We start from the raw sequence: 24,450 nt of genomic DNA on the forward strand, positions 1-24,450 counted from the left end.
AAAGACCTCCTTTTCAACCTGTCTTCGGCATCCCTCGCCTTGTGCAACGGCGATGGTCCAGGCAGGCCTGCCCAGAAGATATCAGCGCTCGTCGCCCGGCACGCCGTAGGACGGCGAGGCATCGGGGCGTGAGGCGCGCAGCACGTAGGCGTCGCGCTGTGGCAGATAGTGCTCCCAAATCATGCGTAGCTCGGCCAACGGAGCGACGTGCCAGTCGACCCGCAGATCGACCACCGGCCAACTGGCCCGGTCGGTGACCTTGAGCCCCGCCGAGAACACCGGCCCCATCTCGCCGCCTGCGGCCAGGCCGGCATCCATGGCGGCCAGCAGGCGCTCGGCGAGCTCGCCGTCGTGGGCCTCGAACGCAGCGACCATGGCGTCGATCACGCTCTCATCGGCGAGCATGTTGCCGCCCGCCACGCAGTCCCGCCCTTGTCGGGTGGCATGTATGCCCAGGGTTTCGGCACCGCTGTGCACCGCGCTAGCCCCCTTGGCATCGAGGACCTGGAGTTGGCGCCACTGCGGATAGGTTTCGTGCTCGCGAAGACGTGCCATCACGCCCTCGGCGTCGAGCCCTTCCTCCAGCAGTTGCACGCCCAGTTGTCCCAGTGCGGGATTGGTCACGTTCTGCGTCAGTACCGCTCCCTTGCCGGGGGCGATGAAGGGACAACGGCTGGCCACGCAGATGCTCGAGGAACTGATGGCGGTACCGAACTGACCAGTCTCGCTGCAGAAGCCGGCAATGGAAAAGGTCATGAGTGGTTCTCCTCGTCGTCTGACTCATTCGGTATAACGGCGATGACGTCGATCTCCATGAGCCATTCGGGCTGGGCCAGGCCTGCCACCACCAAGCCGGTGGAGATAGGAAAAACGCCCTTGAGCCAATTCCCCACCTCGCGGTAGACGGGCTCGCGGAATCGCGGGTCGGTGATGTAGGTGGTGGTCTTGACGATGTGGCTGAGGTCGGAGCCGGCTTCCTCGAGCAACTGCTTGACGTTCTTCATGGCCTGCTCGGCCTGGGCCCGTGGATCGCCCAGCCCGACCAGCCGCCCGTCGAAGTCAGTGCCTACCTGGCCACGGACATAGACGGTGTTGCCCGCCTTCACCGCCTGGCAGAGATCGTTGTCCAACGCCTGGTTGGGATAGGTTTCCTTGGTGTTGAACATGCGGATTCGGGTATGCGTCGGCATCATTCGGCCCTCGCGTTGGCGCTGTATGTCAGGGGTGACGTCGTGGCGGTATCCCGCGGTGCCGTCGTTGATTGCGCTTGCAGGTGATAGTCGAGATACCGGCGCTGTGTGGCGATGTGGTCGGCAATATGCTTGGCATCGTGCCAGACACCCCAGATGAAGCTGGAACCCCGCCGTGACAGCCACGGCAAGCCCAGGAAGTAGACGCCGGGTTCGGTGGAGATACCGCGCTGATGATGCGGCTTGCCGTCCGCATCGAAGGCATCGACGTCCAGCCAGCCGTAATCAACCTTGAAGCCAGTGGCCCAGATGATCGCGCTCACGCCGGCTGCCTCCAAGTCGAGCTCTCGCAACGGCTGGGTGACGCACTCAGGATCGGGGGTAATGCGGCGCGCATCGGGGTCTTCCGGCAGGTCGAGGCCGTTGTGCGCAATGTACGCGTCGGCGTCATCCAGCAGCGCGCGAAGGTTCTCGTCACCAAGGGCCAGGTTGTCGGCCAGGTCCGGGGCGAAGGTCGCCACACCGTCGTCGAACGTTTGCGTTCTTCCCACCAGTGTCATGCCTCGATGAGCCAGTTCCCGGAAGTCCACCGTGCGGCCGCCGTGGGCACCGCTGACGGCGATGGTGACGTGCTCGGTGCCGGGCTGCATGGCCTCGGCGTCCCACTTGCCGAGCACGCCCAACCACCAGCAGAAGTCACGGCCGCGATAGGTACGCGGCGGCCGATCGTGAGGCCCGACCGAGAGATACACGCGCTTGCCGGCCCGCAACAACTCATCGGCGATCTGCACGCCGGAGGAGCCGGCACCGACGACCAGCACCGCCCCATCGGGCAGTTGCTCTGGATGGCGATACTCGGAGGAGTGGAGCTGTCTCTGAGACCCATTGCGGGGCGCGATGGCAGGAATGACGGGGTGCTGGAAGGGGCCGGTCGCCGCGACCACGCGATTGGCTACGATCACGCCCTGCGAGGTCTCGACGGTGAACCCCAGACTGCCCTCGTTGCGCGTCACCCGATGAACGTCCACGCCCGTGCGGATAGGGGCGTCTATCTGGCGTGCATACGCCTCGAAATAGGCCGCCACGCTCTCCTTGGAAGGAAAGTCGTCGGCGCCGATACGAGCGTCGACGGCATTGAATGTCAGACCCGGAAAACGGTCGTGCCAGGCTGGGCCGTTGGCGACCAGCGAATCCCAGCGAGCCGTGCGCCAGGCTTCGGCGATACGGTGGCGCTCCAGCACGAGATGCGGCACGCCGAGCTTGCCCAGGTGCTCGCTCATGGCCACGCCGGCCTGGCCGGCGCCGACCACGAGCGTATCAATATGCAGGTTATCGAGAGTGAGCTCGGTCATCGGCGGTCTCCTTGTTGTCTTGTGACGACAACCTTATGAGCCGCGCTTGGTTAGTTAAAATATATTTATTAACTATTGGGAATCATAAAAATCTATGCAAAGGCGCACTATCCAGCGCCTCTCTCATGGCATCCGTCCATATAGCGCCACGCCTGCTGGCGGCCACCGGGGACGGTGTCACGCGCGTGTCATCATCCGATGGATAGGCTGGAGACCTCACTTTTCTCACCACAGCGCGAGGTCCCATGAATATCATCACCCCTTTCCTGATCGCCGCCGGCTTGCTGTTCACCGCGTCCGCCCAGGCGCAGCCGAACGTCTTCGACTATCCGCAACCCGATGACGCACCGGCCAGCTTCCATGTGGTCAACGAGATTCCCGCCGGGAGCTTCACCAAGTACGAAATCAATGCTGAGCACGGCCAGTTGATCGTAGACCGTTATGTCTCGATGCCGGTTCGCTACCCCGCCAACTACGGCTCCATCACCAGCTCGGCGGGTGGCGATGGCGACCCGCTGGACGCGCTGGTGCTCACCCGTGACAGCATCTATCCCGGCGCCGTGATCGAGGTCCGGGCCATCGGCGTGCTGCGGATGGTCGACGACGGTGAAGCCGACGACAAAATCATCGCCGTGCCCACCGATGCCGTAGATCCCAGCTACGTCGACGTCGAGGAAATCGAGGACCTCCCGTCCATGCAAGCCGAACGGCTCAATGCCTTCTTCCGCGTTTACAAAGATCTGCCGGAGGGCGGCGATATCGAATTGAACGGCTTCGGCGATGCCAGCGAGGCGCGTGACATCCTGTCCCAAGCCTTCGATGCCTACCAGGCGCCGCAGTAACGTAAAACCGAGCCCTTCCCTTCAACGCCAACGGCGCCCCTTTGGGTGCCGTTGGCGTCTGCTTCGCATGTGCATTCCAGAGTGCTTACCGGGCGCTGCTCGACACACTCCGTTTCAGCGACTTTCTACAAGTCGATGCCCAACAACTTGGCGCCGTAGCCCCACAGCAATACTGTCACAGCTAGCAACGCCTCAAGTACCAGCACGCCGATACCCAGCGTCGAGCCGGTGACGATGAAACCCTCTTCCGCGCCGATGTCGAGGAAGTTGGGAATACCCAGATACAGCAGATAGGCGCTATAACAGAGCCCGATGATGGTCGCCAGCATGCACAGCCAGACCAATGGGTAGAGGGCGACGACGCCGCCGACGAACATCGGCGTAGCGACATACCCGGCAAAGATGATGCAGCGTCGACGACTCGGGGGACTGGAATAGCGTTGCGCCATCCAGTGAATCACCGAACCCATGAAGCCCACCGCCAGCAAGATCGCCACATAGAAGGCGACCCCCGCGAAGAAGGCGTCCAGATAGTTGAGTTGGATGGTGTGCCCACCACCGAAATCCCAGCCAACCTGAGTGGTACCAATGAACGCACACACCACCGGGATCAGTGCCATTACCAGAACATGGTGACTGTAGAGGTGGATGATGGTCTCCCTTTCGTCGTGGATCTGCTTCCATTCACGATTCGGGTGCGCCAAGAGTCCCCAGACATGCGTGAGCATAGAAAACACCTCCTCCATCGCCGATGTACGTATCACGTCGCGGCCCACGTAATGATTCGATGCGCCGCGACGTTTTTATCAGTGTAGTCAGTATTTTGGTCAGTAATATCAGATTTACCGATTGAAACGGCATACACATTAAAAAGCGACACTCATGGCGAGTGTCGCTTTGTGGTCGCTGTACTTCAGGCGAAAAGCGGATAGTGCGTTACTTGAGGCGTTCGAACACCGTGGCCACGCCCTGGCCCATGCCGATGCACATGGTCGCCAGACCCAGTTTGGTGTCTTGCTGGCGCATGACGTTGAGCAGCGTGGTGCAGATACGCGCCCCGGAGCAGCCCAGGGGATGCCCCAGCGCGATGGCGCCGCCGTTCAGGTTAACGACATCGTCCATGCGCTCGCGCAGGCCGAGATCCTTGAGCACGGGGATCGATTGCGCGGCGAACGCCTCGTTGAGCTCGACGGTCTGGATGTCGTCGATGGCAAGGCCCGCGCTCTTGAGAGCCTTCTGCGTTGCGGGCACCGGGCCGTAGCCCATGATCGAGGCGTCACAGCCGGCGACGCCCGTGGAAATCACCCGCGCCAGCGGCTCGAGCCCCAGCGCTTGTGCACGCTCGTAGCTCATCACCGCCAGCGCCGAGGCGCCCACGGACAACGCCGAAGACGTGCCCGCCGTGACCGTACCGCCCTTGGGGTCGAAGACCGGCTTGAGCTTGCCCATGTCTTCCAGGTTGGCGTCGTGGCGGATCACCTCGTCGCGGTCGATCAAATGCCGGAAGCCATCGGCGTCGTGCCCTTCGACACCGACGATCTCGTTGTCGAAGTAGCCGTTTTCGTTGGCGGCCACTGCACGTTGATGCGAGCGCACGCCGAACGCGTCCTGCTCCTCGCGGCCGACATTGTGCATCTTGCCCAGCAGCTCGGCGGTCAGGCCCATCATCATGGCGGCCTTGGCGGCGTACTTGCTGGCCGCGGGGTTGACGTCGACGCCATGGTCCATCGGCACATGTTCCATGTGCTCGACACCGCCGATGATGTAGAAGTCGCCCATGCCGGCCTTGATGTTGGCCGTGGCGATATGCAGCGCGCTCATCGACGAGCCGCACAGGCGATTGACCGTCTGCGCCGGCACGCTGCGCGGGATACCGGTCATGATCGCGGCATTGCGCGCGATATTCATGGACTGCTCGAGGGTCTGATTGACACAGCCCCAGATCACATCGTCGACCTCGGCAGGCACCAGGTTGGCGTTGCGATCGAACAGCGCCTGTATCACCGAGGCGGAAAGATTTTCGGCACGCACATTGCGGAAGGCACCGTGCTTGGCCTTGGCCATGGCGGTCCGGACGGCATCGACCACCACGATATCTCTAGGATTCAAACTCATTTTCGCGCTCCTCGTTGCGTGGTGGCTCATTGATCGGATTCGGACGTGTCGGGATAGAAACGCTCGCCCTTGGCGGCCATATCACGCAGCCGCTCGGTGGGGCGATAAAGCGGTCCGAGTTCCTCGGCCAGCGTCTCGGCCTGGGCGACGAACGCCTCGACACCCAGCGCGTCAATGTAACGCAGCGCCCCACCCCGGAACGGCGGAAAACCGATGCCGTAGATCAATGCCATATCCGCCTCGGCCGGCGTCGCGACGATGCCGTCTTCCAGGCAGCGTACGGCTTCCATGCACAGCGGCACCATCATGCGCGCGATGATATCGTCGTCACTGAACTCGCCACGCGTATCGACGGCTTCATCGACCAGCGCATGCGCCTGCTCGTCGGAGACCTTCTTGGGCTTGCCCTTCTTGTCCTCTTCGTAGCGATAGAACCCCTTGCCGTTCTTCTGGCCCAGGCGGTCCTCGTCGTACATGCGCTGAATGGCCGTCTTGCCACCGTTCTTGGCTTCCTGCGCCATGCGCTCGGGGAAGCCTTCCGCCATCACCGTCTGCGCGTGCACGGCGGTGTCCATGCCTACCACGTCCAGAAGGTAAGCGGGGCCCATGGGCCAGCCGAACTTTTCCATGACCTTGTCGACACGCTCGAAGTCGGCGCCCTGCTCGACCAGCAGGCTGAAGCCGCCGAAATAGGGGAACAGCACGCGATTGACCAGAAAGCCCGGGCAGTCATTGACGACGACCGGGGTCTTGCCCATCTGCCGGGCATACGCGACGGTTGCGGCCACGGCGGCGTCGCTGGTTTTTTCGCCACGAATGACTTCGACCAACGGCATGCGATGCACGGGATTGAAGAAGTGCATGCCGCAGAAGTTTGCGGGGCGCTTGAGATTGGCTGCCAGGCGGTCGATGGAGATCGTCGAGGTATTGGAGGTCAGCGTGGCATTGTCGTCGAGCAGCCCTTCGACCTCGGCCAGCACGGCCTCTTTGACCTTGGGGTTCTCGACCACGGCTTCGACCACCAGGTCGACATCGCCGAAATCCCCATAGGAGAGCGTGGGGCGAATGTTGGACAGCGCTTCGGCGACCTGGTCGCTACTCAGGCGGCCACGCTCGAGCTGCTTGCCGAGCAGTTTGCGCGCTTCCTGCAGACCCAGTTGCAGCGCCTCTTCCTTGATGTCTTTCATCAGGATCGGCGTGCCCTTGTACGCGCTCTGATAGGCGATGCCCCCGCCCATGATGCCCGCGCCCAGCACCGCTGTCTTGTTCACGGCGGCGGCCTGGCTGGCATACTGCTTGCCCTTTTTCTTGACCAGTTGATCGCTCAGGAACAAGCCAACCAGGTGATAGCAGACGTCAGTCTTGGCAAGCTTGGCAAACGCCTTGGCTTCGATGGCCTGCGCACGTTCGCGGCCTTCGCCGGCCCCCTTCTGGATGACCTTGATCGCTTCGATGGGCGCCGGGTAATGCGGCCCCGCCTTGCCCGCCACATAGCCCTTGGCGGTCTCGAACACCATCATCTGCTCGATGGCGTTGAGCATCAGCGGGGACTGTTTGGCGTTGCGGCGCGCCTGGTGATCGAGCTCGCCGGTATTGGCGCGGGCCAGCATATCCAGCGCAGCGGCTTCCAGGGCATCCCCCGAGACGACGGCGTCCACCGCGCCGACCTTCAAGGCGGCGTCGGCACGGTTTTCCGTTCCGCCAGAGATCCACTCGATGGCGTTGTCGGCACCGATCAAGCGCGGTAGACGCACGCAACCGCCCCAACCCGGCACTATCCCCAGCTTGGTCTCGGGCAGGCCCAGTTTGGCGTTGTCGCTCATGACGCGGAAATCACACGCCAGGGTAATCTCGCAGCCACCGCCGAGCGCCAGGCCGTTGATCGCCGCCACGCTGGGAAAAGGCAGGTCCTCCAATGTGTTGAAGATGCGATGCACCCGCGTGTTCATGTCGACCAGGAAGGCTTCGTCGCGGCGGAACATGCCGTGGAATTCGGTGATGTCTGCCCCGACGATGAAGGCGTCCTTGGCGCTGGCGATGACCAGGCCCTTGACACCCGCTGTCTCGCCGAGGGCTGCCAGGGCCGCTTCGAACTCCTCGATCACCTTACTCGAGAGCGTGTTGACGGACTCGCCTTGCGCATCGAAGGTCAGCATGGCGATGCCGTCATCGCGCTGCACCACCGTGATGGCGTTACCTTGATAAATCATTCAGGGCTCTCCCTGCTGTTGGCCTGGACCTCACGATTCACGAAGGAGGCATGCGCCGAGCTCGGGCGTGGCGCTGCTCCTCGCACACTTTCATACAGTCGTTTGAATGCAGATCAGCTTGCGCCAGCCAAGCGGTGGCGTCAAGTCTTCCACCATTAGCGAATGGTCGCGTTGAAACACGTCCCATCGAGAACATCCCGACGAGGCACATCCCGACAAGACAACTCCCGGACACGACGGACTCCTGATAGGATAGGCATCTTTGCGATCCACCAGCCATCGCGCCGCTTTTTTACGCACTCCCTTTTATTACACGCTGCATCGGAACATCCACACGCCTCATGTCCTTACCCGCTAGCGCGACACTGCTCGCTCGCATTACGCCGCTTGTCGAAAAGCTCAAACGCTATGCCTGGCTGTGGCCGCCCACTGCCTTCGTCATCGGCTTGCTGGGGTTTTTCCTGGTCAATCGCCAGCAATGGCTGGGCGCAGTGCTGGCCTTGGGGCTGCTGTTCGCCTGGTGCCTGTTGCTAGCCGAAAGCCTGTTGACTCGGTTGCTCAACTTCCGCGGCCAGCCCGGCCTGCCACGCATGGTGACGACCTTCATCGCGCAGCTCATTCACCAGGAGACGCTGTTCTTCGCGTTGCCGTTTTTCCTTGCCACCACGGTATGGGCAAGCGGCCAGGCCGTCTTCACGTTGCTGCTGATCGGCTGCGGCCTGCTGGCGATTCTCGATCCGCTGTATTTCGGCCTCGCGCAACGCCATCGCTGGCTGTACTTCATGTTCCACGCATTGTGCGTGTTCGTGGTGGTGCTGGTGACATTGCCGATCATGCTGCATCTGACCACCGGACAGAGCCTGCTGCTGGCTATCGTGGCCATGGCGATCTTCAGCGTGCCCAGCCTGATCAACCTGATGCAGCCCCAAGGGCTGTGGCGTTGGCTGGCGATGATCGGGCTGATCGTGGTGTTGTCCTCGGTGGCCTGGATGGGCCGGGTGTGGATTCCGCCGGCCACGCTGTGGCTATCCGGCAGCGCACTCTCACCAGGGTTCGATGTGGGGGCTCGCGAGCCGCGCGACGAAAGCGTGCTAACCCCATCGACACTCTCGGGGCAAGGCTTGTACGCTTACACCGCGATTCGCGCGCCACGCGGCCTACGCGAGAAGATCTATCACGTGTGGCGGCACAATGGCGAAGTGGTCGATCGCATACCGCTGGTCATCCGCGGGGGACGCGAGCAGGGCTACCGCGCCTGGACGCATAAGCAGAACTTCCCCTCGGCATCGCAAGGTAGCTGGCAGATCGATGTGATGACGGCCACCGACCAGCGAATCGGCACACTGCGTTTTCGTGTCGACGAAGACGCCTCGAAGGCCACGCATGCCGATGGCGACATCCATTCACCCCCGGGTTTGCCTGGCTGGAACATCCGTCACTTGGTCGCCGGTTCGACCCAAGACGATGAATGAAAGGTCGACGATAGTGTGACTTGCAATAGCACGTCGCACTCGGGACAATCCCGTTAGGTTCCTAACCAATACAAGGCCCATGCATCAGGATATCGGACTCAAACTGTCGCGCGTACCACGCCTGTGGCGCGCCATCCTCGACGAACGCCTGGCTCCCCTGGAGCTGACGCAGACACGTTGGGTGACGCTCTATCACCTGTCGAAAATGGGTGATGGCCAGCCGCAATGCGATCTGGCTCGCTCAATCGGCGTGGAAGCTCCGTCCTTGGTCAGGACACTCGACCAACTAACCGAACAAGGGCTCATCGAGCGCCGCCCCAGCGATGAGGACCGTCGCACCAAGCGCGTCTACCTCACCGACAAGGCGACGCCACTGCTCAAGAAGATCGAAACCGTCGTCGAGCAGGCGCGTATCGAAATGATCGAAGGCTTGAGCGATGACGACATCGACCAGTTGGACGCTATACTGACGCGCATCGAGAAGAATGGGCAGCAGCTGCTGTCACGCTCGTCTTGCGAGGAGTGAGCGATCACTTGGTATTGCCCTGAGCACCGCGTGAGCCATCACGCGGTGCTCGTGCGTGGCGGTACTCACTTATGCAGCAATGCTATTTACGATGGCGGCCACTTCCAGCCAGTTGGTCGACGAGACCGACCAGTGCACGCAGTGATGGCTCGAATGCCTTGGCCTCGCAAGATTCCTCCCACCACAGCGTCAAGCCTTGCGGCGCCGACGCCACGACCAGCGCGTCCTCGGGCAGAGTACGCAGTACCTCTTTCAAACGGCGATCATTGTCGTCGCTCAACGGTGGCAACGGCGCCTGACGCCAACGCCATCCCGCCATGACTTCCTGCAACCGATCACTGGCATGGGCATCACGCACCAGCGTGAAATCACTCCCCGGCGCGGCTTGCGGATAACGCCAGCGATACCCCACCAAGCCATCCACCGCTTGCAGCGGCGGCTTGTCGGCACGGATCGCCGCGCCCGATTCACGCGCTGCCACCCGCAACGCACTGCGGCGCTTTTCATGAAGCCCCGGCCTGAGCCACAAAGCTGGCGAAAGAATGAGAAATACCGCCAGCCCCAAGAATAGAAAGATCTCCAAGCCTGCCTCCGTAGGCGCTGATTGATCTAAAGCATTGTCTCGTCGATTCGGCACGCCTAAAGTGGAAGTGTTCATCGACAAGGTGGGAGATGCCCCATGAGTAACGAGTACACACACGTTTTAGTCGCCGTCGATCTGACCAAGGATTCCCGCAAGGTACTCGAGCGTGCGATTCCCATCGCCGAACGCAACCATGCCAAGCTGTCGATCATGCATACGCTCGAACCACTGGGATTCGCCTATGGTGGCGATATCCCCATGGATCTGACCAGCATTCAAGATCAGCTCGACGATCATGCCAAGCAGCGGCTCGCGGAAATCGCCGATCCTCACGGGATCTCGGCGGACAACCAGTACGTCGTGGTCGGCATGCCGGATACCGAGATCCATCGTTTCGCCGCCGAACACAATGTCGACTTGATCGTAGTGGGCTCGCACGGGCGTCACGGTTTCGCCTTGCTGCTTGGTTCGACCTCTACCGGCGTGCTACACGGCGCGCAATGCGATGTGCTAGCGGTACGCGTGGGGAAAGACGGGGAAGTCGACGAATGACCGTATGCGCCGGGCACGTCGAACGTGCCCGGCGCGCCGCCACTTACTCGCCCTCGGCCATTGCTTCCAGTTCCATCCAGCGCGACATCGCCTCATCCAGCTCGGCTTGCTTGGCCTCCAGTGCTTCCAAGCGCCGAGTAACTGTCTCAGCATCTTGCTGGTAGAACTCAGGGGCGCCCACTTCCGCTTCGAAGTCGGCGATGTCGGCTTCCAACGTCTCGATGGTGGCCGGCAGTTGATCCAGTTCGCGCTGCAACTTGTAGGAAAGCTTGACCCGCTTGGACGTAGCCGACGCCGTTGAGGCCTCGCTCTTGCTGGGTTCAGGACTGGCGGGCGCGGACGTCGAGGGCTCGGCCTCACGGGCCGGCAGCACGTTCGCCGCATTGCCGAACTCGCCAGGCGCCGGGGGCAACTTGCCGCCCTGACGCACCCAGTCGCTATACCCGCCGACATACTCCTGAACGCGACCTTCGCCCTCGAAGGCCAGCACACTGGTAACCACGTTGTCCATGAAGGCGCGGTCGTGTGAAACCAGCAGCAGGGTACCGTCGAAATCGAGCAGCAACTCCTCGAGCAACTCGAGTGTCTCGACGTCCAAGTCGTTGGTCGGTTCGTCAAGCACCAGGACGTTGGCCGGCTGGGTGAACAGCTTCGCCAGCAATAAGCGGTTGGATTCCCCGCCCGAGAGGGCCTTGACCGGCTGACGAACGCGGTCCGGCGAGAACAGGAAGTCTTGCAGGTAGCTCATGACATGCTTGTCCTTGCCACCCACCTGAACGCGGTCGCTGCCCTGAGCCACGTTGTCGTAGACCGTCTTCTCGAGTTCGAGCCCGGCACGCAGCTGATCGAAATAGGCAACGCTCAGGTTGGTGCCCATCCGTACTTGTCCTTCGGAGGGCTCGAGCTCCCCCAGCAAGATCTTCAGCAACGTGGTCTTGCCGGCGCCATTGCGACCGATGAAGCCAATACGATCGCCACGCTGAATTTCAAGCGATAGATCGCGCACCACCCAATCGTCGCCGAAACGTTGACTGACACCGGTGAGTTCAACGACGCGCTTGCCGGTACGCTCGCCGCTGTCGACGCTGAGCTGCGCGCGGCCCACGCGCTCACGACGTTCGGCACGCTCGCCACGCATCTTCTCGAGCGCCCGCACGCGACCTTCGTTGCGCGTGCGGCGTGCCTTGATGCCCTGACGAATCCAGCTCTCTTCTTTGGCGAGCTTCTTGTCGAATTCGGCGCGCTCTCGCGCTTCGACCTCAAGCTCATGCTGCTTTTGTTCCTGATACGCCACGTAATCACCGGGATAACGCCCCAGCAACCCGCGGTCGAGCTCGAGAATATTGGTCGCCAGTCGCGACAGGAAGGCCCTGTCGTGGGTAATGAATAGCACCGAACCATTGAAGGCGAGCAGCTGCTCTTCCAGCCAGCCAATGGTATCCAGGTCGAGATGGTTGGTCGGCTCATCGAGCAACAGCACATCCGGGTTGGCTACCAGGGCGCGCGCCAGTGCCACGCGACGCCGCCAGCCCCCGGAGAGGCTTACCATTTCGGTATCTTCCGGCAGCCCCAGACGCGAGAGAATGGTGTCGATGCGTTGATGAAACGACCAGCCATCCACCGATTCAAGCTGGGTTTGCAGCCGCTCAAGCTCGTCCATGTCGGGCGAATCGCTCATCACCAGGTGGTGATAAGCGCTCAGCAAGGCGCCTGCCTCGGGCAGGCCCTGGGCGACCACATCGAAAATGGTGCGGCCACTCGCATCCGGCAGTTCCTGCGCCAGAACGCCCACCTTCAGTCCCGGCGCGCGCCAGATGTGTCCTCCATCGGGCAACGCCTCACCGGCAATCAGCTTGAGGAGCGTCGATTTGCCCGTGCCGTTGCGCCCCACCAGCGCCAAGCGCTCTCCTTTCTCCAAGGTGAGTTCGGCATGATCCAGCAGGACCTGGGGGCCGTAAGCCAATTGCACCTGTTCCAGACGTAACAGCGTCACGCGTAACCACCTCGTTGACAGACATTCGTAGTAAAGACACTAGTGTAACGCATGGTCGCCTCCTAGGTCCGGGGGTAGAATGGTGGGTTTTCGCGACTCATTGGGCTGGAGAGATCTTCCGTGACACACGACGACGCCAATCCGCTACCTGACGCGCTGCGCATGACGTCGCCCGCGCCCCTGGTCGACATCGGCGCGAACCTGACGCACGAAAGCTTCGCCAAGGATGTCGACGCCGTACTCGGGCGTGCCCACGCGGCCCAGGTAGCGACCCTGATCCTCACCGGCACCGACATGGCGCACAGTGAACAAGCCGCCGCTCTGGCGCATCGCCATGACGGCCTCTACGCCACGGCGGGACTGCACCCGCATATGGCGAGCCACTGGGATGCCACGCTGGAGAGCGCCATGCGGGCGTTGCATACCGATGCCAAGGTCGTCGCCGTAGGCGAATGCGGGCTGGACTTCAACCGCAACTTTTCCACCCCTGCCGAGCAAGAACGCGCCCTCGAAGCCCAGCTCGGCCTGGCCGTCGAAAGCGGCCTGCCGCTATTTCTGCATGAGCGCGACGCCGGCCCCCGGATGCGCGAAATCCTGCGTCACTGGCGCGACGATATCGGCGACGCCGTTATCCATTGTTTCACCGCCGATCGCGAGACCCTGCATGGCTACCTGGATCTCGATGTGCATATCGGCCTGACCGGCTGGCTGTGCGATGAGCGCCGCGGCCATCATCTGCGCGAGATCGTCGGCGACATTCCTGCCGAGCGCTTGATGGTCGAAACCGATTGCCCGTACTTGTTGCCGCGCAACCTGCCGGCCAAGCTCAAGGGACGCCGTCACGAACCGGCACTGCTGCCTTGGATCGTCCGTGAGATCGCCCATTGGCGCGGTGAAAGCGAGGCGACGCTGGCCGCCGCAACGACGGCCACAGCACGCCGATTCTTCCAACTCGACGAGGAGCAATGACATGGACTTTCCCGGTTTCATCACCATCGAAACCGGCGACGAGGACGCGCTTCCCGTCGCCATTTCCTGGGCCCTGCCCGATGGCCAGATCAAGCATGCGCTGATCCAACCCGACGACGACTGGCTCGACGAGGATCTCCTCAAACTCGGCGACTATAGCCTAGACGAACTGCGCAGCCTGGGCCTCAGCCCCCTGGACGTGTTGCGCGAGCTGGAGACCGATCACTTCAACGTGACACTCTATACTGCGGGGGTTGGCGACGACGAGGCTGCACTATCGCGCCTGTTCGAGGACTTCGCGGTGACGCCTTTCGTCGAACTGGCGCCGGCAGAAACGCTCTACCCCGACCTCGGCCCGGGAGAATGGACGCGCGCCCGGGGCGAACTGTTCGGCGATCTCGGGCTCGAGCCCATGCGCGCCGATCACGAAGTGCAGGTCATGCTATATCTACATCAACGCTTGCGCGGCGAAGAATAGCGGGCACTCGTGACCGTTATCGTGGCAAGGGACGGGCATGCCTTCGGTCATGCCTGTGCCAATCGCTCGCGCCCTATCTCGATCGCCGCTTCGCGCGATAGCCCGCGACGGTAGAAGGCATGTAGTGCATCGCGAAACGCCGCCGCGCGGAGAGGAAGACCAGTCTCACGATAGCGATCCGCGCGGGCCTCGACATCCGCGGCGAAGGCATGCCGATCGACCTCGATGCCATCCAAATTATCGACACTGACGCTAAAACGTAGATCGCACGCCTCGCTGAACAGCGATTCAAGCGCTTGGGGGGCGACCTCGACGCTTTCGAACTCGCGTTGACGCGCCTCATCGCGGCCGTCCGGCGCATACCAGTAGCCATAATCCTCGAGCTGACGACGGCGCTCCCCGGCGATGCACCAATGACTGACTTCATGTAGAGCACTGGCGAAGAAACCATGCGCGAAGATGATCCGGTGCATGTCATGTTCGCTGTCGGCGGGACAGTACAGGGGCTCGTCGTCACCGCTGACCAGACACGTTCGATACGGCACGGCAAAGATGCCGTCGAATACGGCGATGACATCGTCGATACGGTGCTTCACGCGACCTCCTTCAAAAGCGGAGGCACATTATAGGCACTCCGACGCACGATGAAAGGCGTCCTCGTCGCACCCTTGCTAGAATGCCGCTTTTACCTATCCGGGAGGACTGCTTTGACCGCGCCACAGGCCTTGTTCGCCCATAGCCTTCGTGAATCGCGTCTCTTGATGCGCCTGACATTGCCCATCTGCGGCGCGCAATTGGCGCAGTCGGGCATGAGCGCGGTCGATATCATCATGGCGGGGCGTGCCAGCGCCACCGACCTGGCTGCCGTCTCGGTCGGTTCCAGCCTGTGGCTACCGTTGATGCTCTTCATGACCGGCGCCCTGATGGGACTCACGCCCATCGTGGCGCAGCTGTTAGGAGGCCAGCGCCAGGCGGCGATTCGTCCTTACGTCCATCAGGCGCTGTGGATCGCCTTGCTGCTGGGTGGGCTCTCGGCGGCGGCTCTGTGGTTCGGCGTCAGTCAGATTTTTCGACTCATGGGTGTCCCCAGCCACGTAGCCGAGCTTTCCGCCGGTTATCTGGCTGGCGTGGCGTTTGGCATGCCGGGCATCGGCCTTTATCAAGCCTTGCGTGCCTTCTCCGATGGCATGAACCACACCCGTCCTGCCTTGTGGATCAGTCTTTTGGGCCTGGGCTTCAACATTCCCTGCAACTACGCGCTGATCTATGGGGCCCCCGGCATCGTCTCGCTGTTCGGCGGCCTCACCCCCGACTGGATCGCCGCATTGCCCGCTTTGGGCGCCGTGGGCTGTGGCATCGCCACGGCGATCTCCATGTGGGTGATGTGCCTGGCGATGATGATCTATACGCGTCGAGCACACGCATACGGTGAGGTCAGGTTATGGCACTCGCCAGTGCCACCCCGGCGGCGCGCCATACTCGAGCTGTTGCATGTCGGCGTGCCCATCGGCGTGGCGATTTTCGTCGAGGTCACGCTGTTTACCCTGATAGCCTTGTTCATCGCGCGCCTGGGGGAAGTCGTTGTCGCTGCCCACCAGATCGCGCTCAATTACACCTCGATCCTGTTCATGTTGCCGTTGTCGCTGAGCATGGCGCTCACCGTGCGGGTGGGCAACACGCTAGGGCGCGGTGACATGCACGAGGCGCGCTTCGTGGCCTGGAACGGCGTCGTCGTGTGTCTGCTGGTCGCGTTGTTAAACGACGCCATCCTGTGGATGACGGCATCGCCCATCCTCGCTCTATATACGTCGAACACGGAGGTGCATACGCTGGCCATGTCGCTGGTCGCCCTGGCGATGTTCTATCAGATATCCGACTCACTCCAGGTCAATCTGGCCGGCGCGTTGCGTGGCTACAAGGACACGCGGATCATCATGTTGATCACGGTATTGTCGTATTGGTTAGTCGGGCTGGCGGGCGGCCATTGGCTCGGGCGCGGCTGGGAAGGCCATTTCGCTCCCTTTGGCATCCACGGTTATTGGCTGGGGCTGTGCGCCGGGCTGACGGTGGCTGCCCTGTTGCTAGGCTGGCGCCTGCATCACCGTGTCCGACGCAGCCTCAGCGCCGACGCTTGATGTCCAGCCTTTCGGCAAAGTGTCGCTCATCATGCTCAGTGGGCACCCCCAAGCGCGATAACGTTGATCTCACTAACGCCAACAGAGCGTTTTAATGTGTCACGCTGATGCGTTATTTGAGTTGAAGGGTGGGCTAACTTGCGACGACTCCGATCTATCGGCCGCACGTACAGGATGTGCACAGTGGCACTGACCTTGCTGGTGGCCACAGCGGATGCCGCTACCGCTCAAGAAACGCAGGTGGAAACCCAGCGAGTCGAGGAAACTCAGCGTGTCGAGATGCTCCGCTTGAACGGTAGCGTGAGTGCTCCGCGCACGTCGCAGCTCTCCAGCGCCGAGGCGGGCCAGGTAAGCACGCTACATGTCGACCTGGGTACGCGAGTCCGCCAGGGTGAGCGCTTGTTAGCCCTGGACAGCCGAGAAGCCGAGCTCGAACACCAACGCGCCCAGGCCAATGTCGACCAGGCCCGCGCCGAACGTGACGACGCCCGACGCTTGCTCGACGAAGCCAACCAATTGGCAGAACAGCAGCACATCGCGGCTAGCGAGCAGCGTCAGCGGCAAAATACTCTGGCTGCAGCCGAAGCCACTCTGGATGCTCAACAAGCCGCACAGGCACTTTGGGAACTACGCATAACCCGCCATGAGATCACCGCCCCATTCGACGCGCTGATCACCCAGCGCGAAATCGAACTCGGCGAATGGGTCACGCCCGGCGACACCTTGCTGACGCTGATCGACATCGGCTCGTTGGTGGTTGATTTCTCAGTGCCCTACTCCGCCTATGCGCAAATGGGTGACGCCACGCTTGAAGTGCGCCAGGAAGGCGATGACCAATGGTATTCCGCCCGTCCCCAAGCGCAGGTACCGCAAGACACCCGTAACCGCCAATTCCTGCTGCGCGCCGCCCCCAGCGAGGCGCTCCCCCTGATGCCCGGCATGGCCGTTGAGGGCCGCCTGCGGATTGAGGGCGACTCAGGTCCCAGCGTACCCCGCGATGCCTTGATCCGACGCCCGGATGGCAGCGTCAGCGTGTGGCTTGCCCGTCAGGAAAGTGGTCAATGGCGCGCCATTGAACAGCGGGTCGAAATCGGCAGCGGCCATGAGGGGAACGTCGCCGTTCATGAAGGCGTTGCGGTCGGCGATCGCGTGATCGTGGTGGGTAATGAACGCCTCGAGCAGGGGCAAGCACTGACCCTCGCCGACGACAAGGAGTAACGCCCACGCATGTTTGCCGCCATTATTCGCCACGGCATTTTGGTCAGCGTGGTCACGCTGATTTTACTGATTGTGGGCATCGCCGCCATCTGGCGGATTCCCGTGCATATGATTCCCGACCTGGAAACTCGGGTGATTGGTATCGAGACCGAGTGGGCCGGCGCCAACCCGCAGGACATCGAAAAAGACATCCTCATCGAGCAGGAAGAATACCTACGCAACGTGCCCAATCTGCAGCGTATGGAGTCCACCGCCAGCAGTGGCAGTGCAGAAATCGAGCTGGAGTTTCCCTTCGGCGTCGATCTCACCGAAACCCTGATCCGGGTCAATAACGCCCTCAGTCAGGTGCCCTCCTACCCCACCAACGTGGACCAGCCGCGCATCGTCGCCAACTCGTTTTCGGCCAACGCGTTCATGTATTTCAACGTCGGCCCGCGCGAGGGCAACCCTCGCCAGCTCGATATGCCAGCCATGCGCGATTACCTGGAAGATAACGTGCGCCCACGCATGGAAAGCGTCAGCGGGGTGTCGGAAGTCAGCGTCTCCGGCGGAGCCGAACGCCAGATGCAATTGCTGCTCGACCCAGACGCCCTCGCCGCTCGCGACCTCAGCATCAGCGATATTCAAGCCGCGCTGGAAGCGCGCAACCAGGACGTGTCGGGTGGCAATCTGGAAAGCGGCAAGCGTCGTTATTTGTTGCGCACCGTGGGGCGCTTTGACAACGTAAAAAGCCTCGAAGCGCTGATCCTCAGGCGCCAGGGTGACGAAATCGTTCGCCTTGGTGACGTCGCCGAGGTGCAGCAGTCCTACGCCGAACTCACATCACGATCGTATAACGCCGCTGGCGAGCCAGTCCTCAGCGTTCAGGTCCGCCGCGAACCCGGGGCCAACGTCATCGACATCAAGCGCGACATGCTTGAGGAAGTCGAGGCATTGAACGACGGCCTGCTCGCAGAACAGGGCATACAGATCACCCTGTCTAACGACGACGTGCGCTACGTGGAATCATCGATTGCCAACGTCTGGTTCAACCTCGGCCTGGGGGCGCTGTTCGCCACGCTGGTGATGTATGCCTTTCTACGTTCGGCACGGGCCACCTTCGCCGGTGTCGTCGGCATCCCCATCTGTACCATTGCCGCGTTTCTTGGCCTGCTGCTGGCCGGGCGCACCCTGAACGTGATTTCCCTGGCGGGGGTCGCCTTTGCCATCGGCATGACCATCGATAACACCATTGTGGTACTCGAAAGTATCGAAACCCAGCGCCGTCGGGGGCTAGCACGGTTCCAGGCGGCACTTGCGGGCGTCAAGCAGGTTTGGTCGGCAGTGTTGGCCTCGACGCTGACGACGATTCTGGTGTTCGTGCCGATTTTCTTCATCGAGCAGGAAGCCGGGCAGCTCTACTCCGATATTGCCGTGGCCATCGCCACCTCGATCCTGATCTCGATGGTCGTGGCGATTACCGTCATCCCGACCCTGGGCGCGCATATCGATTTCCGCGGCCGGGGTGGAGATAATCGTAATGGCAACACTACCCGCCCGCGCTGGATGAGCGCCTGCTTATGGGTAGTGGACGGCATGATCCAGAGCGCCGGACGACGCCTGGCGGCCATCGTACTTGGCGTCATCGGTGGCGTGGCAATTTTTGTCTGGTTGACACCACCTGCGGAGTACCTGCCCGAGGGTGAAGAAGCCAAGACCTTTGCGAGCATGAATGCCCCCGCCAGCTACAACCTCGCTACCATGGACGAGATCGCGCGCACCCTGCAGCGTGAACTCGAGCCCCATGTGGGCGCCGAACCGGCCGCCTTTGAGCGCGGCGATACCGATGTTCCGCCGATCCGCACCATGGGCATCGAGGCCGAAGCCCAGAGCGTGCGCATCATTGCCGAGACCATCGATCCCAACCATATTGAAGCGCTGATGGATGCGCTTACCGAGCGTTACGAGGCCTACCCGGACATGCGTGCCTTTGCTGCTCGCGGCTCGATCATTTCCAGCAACGACGGCGGCACACGCAGCATCACGCTGGATATAGCCGGCAATGACCTTGAAACGCTCTACGCCACGGCCAACCGCATCTATCAGCGTGCGGAAACGGCCTTCGACAATCCACGCATTCAATCGCGCCCCTCTGCGCTCGACCTCGGCCAGCCGCTGATCGAGGTCTACCCTGACTGGGAGCGCGCCGCTGAATTAGGATTCGACACCGATTCCCTGGGCACCGCCATCGCGGTATTGACCAACGGCGCTTACCTGGATGATTTCTATCTCGACGATGAAAAAATAGACCTGTACGGCTATGGCCCGAATGCAGGCGATATCGACCTCGACCAATTGGCCAGCCTGCCCCTGCACACGCCAACCGGCTCCAACGTACCGCTCAATGACGTGGCCGATATTGAAGAAACCGTGGGCACCGCGACCCTCCGCCGGGTCGATGGTCGGCGTAGCGTGACCCTGGACGTGATTCCACCGCGCAGCGTGGCGCTCGAAGCCGGCATCGAACGAATGCAGCGTGAGGTGCTAGAGCCAATGCGCGACACAGGCGAGCTGCCAGGCAATATCAATGTAACGGTGACGGGCGCGGGCGATCAGTTGGACGCCACTCGCCAGGCGTTAACCAGCAACGGCCTGATCGCGCTGGCGATCGTGTACCTGTTGCTGGTGGCGATTTTCACCCACTGGGGCTACCCGCTGCTGATTCTGGCGACTATTCCCCTCGGCGCGGCCGGGGGCATCGTCGGGCTATGGCTGATGAATACCGTCGGCGCGGTGCTGCCACGCATTGGCTTGAACGCTATCAGCCAGCCGTTTGACATGATCACCATGTTGGGCTTTTTGATACTGATGGGGACCGTGGTCAACAATCCTATTCTGGTCGTTCACCAGGCCCGCGAGAACCTGCGCGAAGCGTCAATGAACGTGCGCGACGCGGTCTTTCATGCGGTGGAGAGCCGCTTGCGCCCCATAGCGATGACCACACTCACCACTCTATGCGGACTCTCGCCGCTGGTGTTTTTACCCGGCGAAGGAATCGAGCTATATCGCGGTGTCGGGGCCATTGTGCTGTTCGGGCTGCTTGGCACGGCGATCGTCACCGTGACCTTTTTGCCCGCGCTTACCGTGGCGGTGCTCAGTTGGCGGACGAAGCATCGGCAGAGTTAACAAAACGGCCGCTTGAGAGATTCATCCTGCCACGCGCCTGGTCTGCAACGTGACCAGGCTCCGACGCTCAGTACCCAAGTAACCGGCGCTCGGGTCGCGACTAAAGACTAAGCGCTGCCGCTTAACTTTAAGCAAACCGCCGCTCATCATGGGAGCGTGGCCATGTGGCCCCGCTGCGTTACGCCATCCGCCACGAGTCAGCACGTTCCCATGCCCTTTCAGCACCGCTTTCCAGTTCCGCTACGTCCGCGCACACTCTTGGTGCTGGGCGTCATCGCCGGTTTGATCCTTTGCATGTGGCAAACGGCGCGCCTGGCCCGCGAGCAAGCACTTCAGGCGCTGCGTCAAGATGCCGAGAACGAGTTGCGTCTGTCGGCCGCTAGCCTCGTCGGCCATTTATCGCGGCACGATTACTTACCGGAGCTGCTTGCCTCGCGCGAAATGGTCAAGCGCTTCCTGGACGACCCCGACGCTCAAGATCCGATGCCGTTAAACCGCATGCTGGACCGTTTTCGAGCCACTGCCAATGTATCGGACATTTACTTACTCGATCAGGCGGGTGACACCCTCGTGGCGAGCAATTGGCATCGTCCCGATACCTTCATCGGCCAGAATTATCGTTTTCGTCCTTATTATCGGGAAGCCATGGCCGGGAAGAATGGCAGCTTCTTCGGTCTAGGTATTCAATCTCAGGATCGCGGCTACTATTTCTCGGCACCGGTTTGGCTCGACGACACTGCCGCCGAGGCTCGCCCCGATGGTGTCATGGTGCTCAAGGTCCTGCTCGACGCGGTGGAAACGGGGTGGGCCGAGCAGGATGCCGAACTATTGGTCACCGATCATGATGGAGTCATCTTCATGGCCAGCCATCCCGAACTGCGCTTGACGACCATGGCGCCGCTGACGAACGCCCAGCGTCAGGCCGTGATCGCCTCCCGACGCTACGGCAACGCAGCGCTGCCGCCTTCGGGTCTGCGCGAACATCATCGCCGAGATACCCGTACGCGCCTCGTGGGTTTCGACTCGGGCCCGCTCGCCGGCCAACGCTATTTGAGCCTGGCCCGCCCCATGTCCAATTTCGACTGGCATATTCATATCCTCAAGCCGCTGACGCCCGTCCATCAGGCCCAGTGGCTGGCGGCCGTGCTGGCCGGCGGACTCTACGGGCTCATCGCACTAGGCGGCGGCATCGGTTGGCAGCGCCTACGCCTGCGTCGCGAGCGGGAACGCTTCGCCGAGCGCGAGCGACGCACCCTGGCCCAGGCACGGGACGAGCTCGAGCGCCACGTGGAAAGCCGGACCCGTGACCTGGTCTCCACCAACCGCCAGCTATCGGCGGAGATCGAGGAGCGCCAACGTGCCGAGGACAGCCTACGCGCCACACGGGATGAGTTGGTTCAAGCCGCCAAACTCGCCGTCCTCGGGCAATTGGCCGCCGGCATCAACCACGAGCTCAACCAACCGCTGGCAGCGATTCGCGCCTATACCGAGAATGCCCGTGCTTTCATTGCCCGACAGCGCCTCGAGACTGCCGACGCCAATTTGGCGCAAGTACTCGAGCTCACCGAACGCATGGCAGACATCAGCGCTCAGTTGCGCCAGTTCTCGCGCAAGAGCGGCGACAACCTCGCTGCGATGGCCGTCACGCCCTGTTTTACGTACGCGCTGCGCTTGTTCCAATCGCGGATCCACGAAGGCAGCGTGCAGGTCATTCAGCGCTGGCCCGAGCAGGCAGTGTGGGTACGCGCCGACTCGGTGCGGCTCGAGCAGGTACTGGTGAACCTCATCGGCAATGCCCTGCAGGCCATGAGCGAGGTTTCCCAGCCACGCCTGACGCTCGCCATCGTCCCCGAGGCGACATGCGTCCACTTGGACGTCATCGACAACGGCCCGGGCATTTCAGAGGCGCATTTGACACGGATTTTCGAGCCCTTCTATACAACGAAGTCCATGGGTAGCGGCCTGGGGCTAGGGCTATCAATCTCGCGACGCATCATCGAAGATCTCGGCGGCCAACTCGACGCTAGCGGTCATAATGACGGCGGCGCCCATTTCCGTGTCACACTTCCCCGCATCGCGGACCCCGATGATCCCGCGCGACCCGAGGAAAGCTCTCATGCATGAAACGTCCGCCATCCCCGTCATGCTCGTCGACGACGAAGCTCATCTACGTATCACCGCCAGCCAGACATTGGAATTGGCCGGCTATGCGCCCGACGTGCATGAAAGCGCGGAATCCGCGCTCGCAGCATTGAGCGCGGATTTCCCTGGCGTGCTGGTCAGCGACATCCGCATGCCCGGCATGGATGGCATGGCCTTGCTGCGCGAGGTCCGCCATCGCGACCCCGATTTGCCGGTGGTGTTGATCACCGGGCACGGCGATATTTCCACCGCCGTGGAAGCCATGCGCGATGGCGCCTGGGACTTTCTGGAGAAGCCCTTCGCGGGAGAACGCCTGGTTGAGGTCGTGCGGCGCGGCATCGAGAAGCGTCGCTTGAGTTTGGAAAATCGTCATCTAAAGGCTGAGCTCGAGGCGCAGCAATCGACTCCGGGGCCCCGACTAGTGGGACGCGCGCCCGCCATTCAGCAACTCGCTTCAATGGTGCAGCGCATCAGCCAAGTCGAAACCGATGTGTTGCTTTTCGGCGAGACAGGTACGGGCAAAGATCTGGTCGCACGCGCCATTCACGAGCGCAGCTCGCGCAGTGGCAAACCCTTTGTCGCCATCAATTGCGGGGCCGTGCCGGAAAGCACCATCGAATCCGAATTATTCGGGCATGAAAAAGGCGCTTTTACCGGCGCTGTGGAACGTCGCGTAGGTAAATTCGAACATGCCAATGGCGGCACCGTATTTCTCGACGAGATCGAGTCGATGCCACTATCGCTGCAGGTCAAGCTGCTGCGTGTGCTCCAGGAACGTGCAGTGGAGCGGCTCGGGTCGAATGACCTGGTCACACTCGATATACGCGTGATCGCCGCGACCAAGACGGATCTTAAGCTCGCCGCCGAGGCGGGGCGATTTCGCGAAGATCTATATTACCGACTCAATGTGGTGACCTTGCCGATTCCCTCGCTACGCGAGCGCCGCGAGGATATTCCCTTACTCTTTCAGCACTTCGTTGCCGTCTCCGCCAGCCGCAGCGGGCTGGAGGCACCGCCGCTCGACAGTCAGGGAGTCTCCGCCCTGCTAGCCCACGATTGGCCAGGGAACGTCCGCGAGCTACGCAATGTCGCCGAGCGCTACGTGTTGCTGGGGGCGACCTGTGATTATAGCCTCGAGACGCTACTTCAAGGCGCACATAAAGATAATGGCGACTTGCCACTCGCCCAACAGGTCGAAGTCTTCGAAAAGAGCGTGATCAACCAGGCACTGGTTCGCTACCAGGGGTGCGTCACTGATATATGCAACCGACTGGGCGTACCTCGCAAGACACTTTACGACAAGCTGAAAAAACACGGCTTGAAAGCCGAGGATTACCGCCACATCGTCGAGACGGAGTAACCTCGCGCTCGACGCAGTCAGATTCTCGAGAAACGCCCAGCCTGTGCGGAAATCCGCACAATGTTTTGGTCGCTTTGTGCGAACTTCCAGCCATTAAAGGCCGCTCCTTCTTCTACCTTCGTCGAAACATGAAATCGTAACTACCTGA

General features: G+C 61.8%; 20 protein-coding genes. 11 read left to right on the top strand and 9 right to left on the bottom strand.

The window, feature by feature from the left end; genetic code table 11:
• Positions 1 to 81 precede the first annotated feature (81 nt).
• The 3 genes from LUN51_RS16590 to LUN51_RS16600 are packed head-to-tail and all read right to left on the bottom strand — an operon-like array spanning position 82 to position 2,542.
• Positions 82 to 756 (bottom strand): DUF1028 domain-containing protein, encoded by a 675-nt coding sequence (locus LUN51_RS16590; RefSeq protein ID WP_277812117.1) that lies wholly within the window; start codon positions 754 to 756, stop codon positions 82 to 84.
• Positions 753 to 1,193 carry a RidA family protein gene (locus LUN51_RS16595; RefSeq protein ID WP_277812118.1) on the bottom strand — a complete coding sequence of 147 codons (441 nt, stop codon included), beginning with the start codon at positions 1,191 to 1,193 and terminating at the stop codon, positions 753 to 755. The genes LUN51_RS16590 and LUN51_RS16595 overlap by 4 nt, the downstream gene beginning before the upstream one ends.
• Complete coding sequence (locus LUN51_RS16600; RefSeq protein WP_277812119.1) at positions 1,190 to 2,542, bottom strand: flavin-containing monooxygenase; 1,353 nt, start codon at positions 2,540 to 2,542, stop codon at positions 1,190 to 1,192. The genes LUN51_RS16595 and LUN51_RS16600 overlap by 4 nt, the downstream gene beginning before the upstream one ends.
• 245 nt (positions 2,543 to 2,787) lie before the next feature.
• Here LUN51_RS16600 and LUN51_RS16605 point away from each other — a divergent pair, with 245 nt between their 5' ends.
• Positions 2,788 to 3,384, top strand: coding sequence for an inorganic diphosphatase (locus LUN51_RS16605; RefSeq protein ID WP_277812120.1), 597 nt, complete (start codon positions 2,788 to 2,790; stop codon positions 3,382 to 3,384).
• Between the two features lie 125 nt (positions 3,385 to 3,509).
• Here LUN51_RS16605 and LUN51_RS16610 read toward each other — a convergent pair whose 3' ends face one another.
• The 3 genes from LUN51_RS16610 to fadB all read right to left on the bottom strand — a co-directional run bounded on the left by LUN51_RS16610 (position 3,510) and on the right by fadB (position 7,709).
• Positions 3,510 to 4,112, bottom strand: a complete 603-nt coding sequence (locus LUN51_RS16610) for a Yip1 family protein (RefSeq protein WP_246895548.1) — start codon at positions 4,110 to 4,112, stop codon at positions 3,510 to 3,512.
• A gap of 208 nt (positions 4,113 to 4,320) precedes the next feature.
• Positions 4,321 to 5,499 carry an acetyl-CoA C-acyltransferase FadA gene (fadA, locus tag LUN51_RS16615; protein ID WP_277812121.1) on the bottom strand — a complete coding sequence of 393 codons (1,179 nt, stop codon included), beginning with the start codon at positions 5,497 to 5,499 and terminating at the stop codon, positions 4,321 to 4,323.
• A gap of 26 nt (positions 5,500 to 5,525) precedes the next feature.
• Entirely contained in the window at positions 5,526 to 7,709 is a 2,184-nt protein-coding gene (gene fadB, locus LUN51_RS16620; protein WP_277812122.1) for a fatty acid oxidation complex subunit alpha FadB, read from the bottom strand.
• A 341-nt stretch (positions 7,710 to 8,050) separates the two neighbouring features.
• Here fadB and LUN51_RS16625 point away from each other — a divergent pair, with 341 nt between their 5' ends.
• Complete coding sequence (locus LUN51_RS16625) at positions 8,051 to 9,181, top strand: DUF5924 family protein (RefSeq protein ID WP_277812123.1); 1,131 nt, start codon at positions 8,051 to 8,053, stop codon at positions 9,179 to 9,181.
• 79 nt (positions 9,182 to 9,260) lie between these two features.
• Entirely contained in the window at positions 9,261 to 9,707 is a 447-nt protein-coding gene (gene slyA, locus LUN51_RS16630) for a transcriptional regulator SlyA (protein WP_040239169.1), read from the top strand.
• A gap of 82 nt (positions 9,708 to 9,789) precedes the next feature.
• Here the strand turns inward: slyA and LUN51_RS16635 are convergent, their stop codons facing one another.
• Positions 9,790 to 10,290, bottom strand: coding sequence for a preprotein translocase subunit YajC (locus LUN51_RS16635; RefSeq protein ID WP_277812124.1), 501 nt, complete (start codon positions 10,288 to 10,290; stop codon positions 9,790 to 9,792).
• 96 nt (positions 10,291 to 10,386) lie between these two features.
• Between LUN51_RS16635 and LUN51_RS16640 the strand changes: the two genes are divergently transcribed.
• The gene (locus LUN51_RS16640; protein ID WP_040239166.1) at positions 10,387 to 10,842 is read left to right on the top strand and encodes a universal stress protein; all 456 of its coding nucleotides are present in this window, start codon (positions 10,387 to 10,389) and stop codon (positions 10,840 to 10,842) included.
• 43 nt (positions 10,843 to 10,885) lie between these two features.
• On the opposite strand, the gene LUN51_RS16645 is transcribed toward LUN51_RS16640, so the two are convergent.
• The gene (locus tag LUN51_RS16645) at positions 10,886 to 12,835 is read right to left on the bottom strand and encodes an ATP-binding cassette domain-containing protein (protein ID WP_277812125.1); all 1,950 of its coding nucleotides are present in this window, start codon (positions 12,833 to 12,835) and stop codon (positions 10,886 to 10,888) included.
• A gap of 162 nt (positions 12,836 to 12,997) precedes the next feature.
• On the opposite strand from LUN51_RS16645, the gene LUN51_RS16650 reads away from it, so the two are divergent.
• On the top strand, positions 12,998 to 13,804 hold the full coding sequence (locus LUN51_RS16650; protein WP_052444851.1) for a TatD family hydrolase: 807 nt from the start codon (positions 12,998 to 13,000) through the stop codon (positions 13,802 to 13,804).
• 1 nt (position 13,805) lies between these two features.
• Complete coding sequence (locus LUN51_RS16655) at positions 13,806 to 14,282, top strand: hypothetical protein (RefSeq protein WP_246942527.1); 477 nt, start codon at positions 13,806 to 13,808, stop codon at positions 14,280 to 14,282.
• A gap of 47 nt (positions 14,283 to 14,329) precedes the next feature.
• On the opposite strand, the gene LUN51_RS16660 is transcribed toward LUN51_RS16655, so the two are convergent.
• Positions 14,330 to 14,878 carry an elongation factor P hydroxylase gene (locus LUN51_RS16660; protein ID WP_277812126.1) on the bottom strand — a complete coding sequence of 183 codons (549 nt, stop codon included), beginning with the start codon at positions 14,876 to 14,878 and terminating at the stop codon, positions 14,330 to 14,332.
• 165 nt (positions 14,879 to 15,043) lie between these two features.
• Here LUN51_RS16660 and LUN51_RS16665 point away from each other — a divergent pair, with 165 nt between their 5' ends.
• From LUN51_RS16665 to LUN51_RS16685, 5 genes are all read left to right on the top strand, one after another.
• Positions 15,044 to 16,417 carry an MATE family efflux transporter gene (locus tag LUN51_RS16665; protein ID WP_431355589.1) on the top strand — a complete coding sequence of 458 codons (1,374 nt, stop codon included), beginning with the start codon at positions 15,044 to 15,046 and terminating at the stop codon, positions 16,415 to 16,417.
• Positions 16,418 to 16,591: 174 nt separating this feature from the next.
• Positions 16,592 to 17,635 carry an efflux RND transporter periplasmic adaptor subunit gene (locus tag LUN51_RS16670; RefSeq protein WP_277812128.1) on the top strand — a complete coding sequence of 348 codons (1,044 nt, stop codon included), beginning with the start codon at positions 16,592 to 16,594 and terminating at the stop codon, positions 17,633 to 17,635.
• Positions 17,636 to 17,644: 9 nt separating this feature from the next.
• Positions 17,645 to 20,800, top strand: a complete 3,156-nt coding sequence (locus LUN51_RS16675; protein WP_277812129.1) for an efflux RND transporter permease subunit — start codon at positions 17,645 to 17,647, stop codon at positions 20,798 to 20,800.
• A 210-nt stretch (positions 20,801 to 21,010) separates the two neighbouring features.
• Positions 21,011 to 22,924 carry a sensor histidine kinase gene (locus tag LUN51_RS16680; protein ID WP_277812140.1) on the top strand — a complete coding sequence of 638 codons (1,914 nt, stop codon included), beginning with the start codon at positions 21,011 to 21,013 and terminating at the stop codon, positions 22,922 to 22,924.
• The gene (locus tag LUN51_RS16685; RefSeq protein WP_246895552.1) at positions 22,917 to 24,302 is read left to right on the top strand and encodes a sigma-54-dependent transcriptional regulator; all 1,386 of its coding nucleotides are present in this window, start codon (positions 22,917 to 22,919) and stop codon (positions 24,300 to 24,302) included. The genes LUN51_RS16680 and LUN51_RS16685 overlap by 8 nt, the downstream gene beginning before the upstream one ends.
• The last annotated feature ends 148 nt before the right edge of the window (positions 24,303 to 24,450 follow it).

It is taken from the genome of Chromohalobacter canadensis, from assembly GCF_029544075.1.
Classification (GTDB): domain Bacteria; phylum Pseudomonadota; class Gammaproteobacteria; order Pseudomonadales; family Halomonadaceae; genus Chromohalobacter; species Chromohalobacter canadensis_A.